The 1,969-nt window shown below is 42.1% G+C and carries 1 pseudogene; it reads right to left on the bottom strand.

Annotated elements, in window-relative coordinates:
- Positions 1-1,969, bottom strand: a pseudogene (locus HMPREF2846_RS12670) (DUF4988 domain-containing protein); the annotation flags it as partial.

The following is a 1,969-nucleotide window of genomic DNA, read 5'->3' as shown; positions in this document are numbered from 1 at the left end:
CTTTAGGAATGATGATTTCATGTCCATCACTGAATGTAACTTTGATATCACCCCTTGGTAATGTTTCATTACCAGTAATAGTAACTGACTTACCATCTACGCCATCTTTCGCTTTAGGAATTGTCACTTTAGAGCCATCTGAGAACGTTACTTCTGTATTACCATCTTTATCTGGCACAACGTTTTGAACTGTAATAGATTGACCGTCTGCACCTTTATCGCCTTTAGAGATAACTGCTGTACCACCATCACTGAAGTGAATAACAGTGTTGCCGTCCGCATCTTTTTCAGTGCTTGTAACTGTTAATGGTGCTGCATCTTTACCATCTACACCGTCTTTACCTGGGTCACCTTTTTCTCCTTTAGGAATGACAATTTCTTTACCGTCAGAGAATGTAACTTTTGTATCACCATTTGGTTGTGGTTCTACTTTCGCGACTGTGACTGAATCACCTTTATCTCCTTTATCGCCTTTTGCGATTGTGACTGTAGTGCCATCAGAGAATGTAACTTTTGTATCGCCTTCTGGTGTTTTTTCTGTGCCTTGAACTGTGATAGATTGACCATTTAAGCCGTTTTGACCCGCTTCTCCAGTGTCACCTTTATCACCTTTCGCACCTTTAGGAACAACAACTTTAGTACCATCGCTGAATGTGATAACTGTGTTACCATCCGCATCTGGAGCTGTTGATTGAACAGTTACAGATTGACCATTCGCACCTGCGTCACCTTTTTCGCCTTTAGGAATAGTAAGTTCTTTACCGTCACTAAATGTGACTTTCGTATCACCATTTGGTTGTGGCTCTACTTTTGCGACTGTAACTGATTGACCTGCTTCGCCAGCATCGCCTTTCGCACCTTTAGGAATGACAACTTCATGACCATCACTGAATGTCACTTTTGTTGATCCGTCTGGTTGAACAGCTGTTTCAGTAATTGTGATTGATTTGCCGTCTACACCATTTTGACCTGCTTCACCTTGTGCGCCAGTATCACCTTTCGCACCTTTAGGTATTGTGACTGTTGAGCCATCACTAAACGTCACAACTATATTACCTCCAGCATCAGGGGCAGTTTTTTCAACTGTAATTGATTTACCATCTTGTGCTTTTGGAATAGTCACTTCATGTCCGTCTGAGAAGACTACTTTTGTGCTGCCATCTGGTTGGACTTCAGAAGATTTAACTGTCACGGATTGACCGTCTGCGCCATTCGCACCAGTATCACCTTTGTCGCCTTTTTCTCCTTTAGGAATAGTAAGTTCTTTACCATCACTAAATGTGACTTTTGTATCGCCATTTGGTTGTGGCTCTACTTTTGCGACTGTAACTGATTGACCATCTGTACCATTTTGTCCAGCATCGCCTTTTTCTCCTTTAGGGATAACAACTTCGTGACCATCGCTGAATGTTACTTTTGTTGAACCATCTGGTTGAACAGCTGTTTCAGTAATTGTGATTGACTTACCGTCCACGCCGTCTTTCGCTTTTGGAATAACAACTTTAGATCCATCATTGAATGTGATTTCTGTGTTGCCATCTTTATCAGGTTGAACACTTTGAACCGTAATTGATTTACCGTCCGCACCGTTTTGACCTGCGTCACCTTTTGCACCTGTGTCACCTTTATCGCCTTTTGCGATTGTGATTGAAGCACCATCTGAGAACGTTACTTTTGTATCGCCTTCTGGTGTTTTTTCAGTGCCTTGAACCGTAATAGACTTACCGTCTGCGCCATCTTTCGCTTTTGGAATAACGACTTTAGATCCGTCACTGAATGTCACTTCAGTATTGCCATCAGGTGTTTGCGTTGAACCTGTAACTGTTAATGGTGTCGCATCTTTACCTGCTTCACCTTGTGCACCAGTATCACCTTTCGCACCTTTTGGAATTGTGACTGATGAACCATCTGAGAATGTCACAACAATATTACCTTCAGCATCAGGGGCAGTTTTTTCAACTGTAATTGA

This window comes from Staphylococcus sp. HMSC056G08 (assembly GCF_001812305.1).
Taxonomy (GTDB): Bacteria; Bacillota; Bacilli; order Staphylococcales; family Staphylococcaceae; genus Staphylococcus; species Staphylococcus simulans.
Note: the sequence above shows the minus strand (reverse complement) of the source record. Positions and strands in the feature narration are given on the sequence as shown.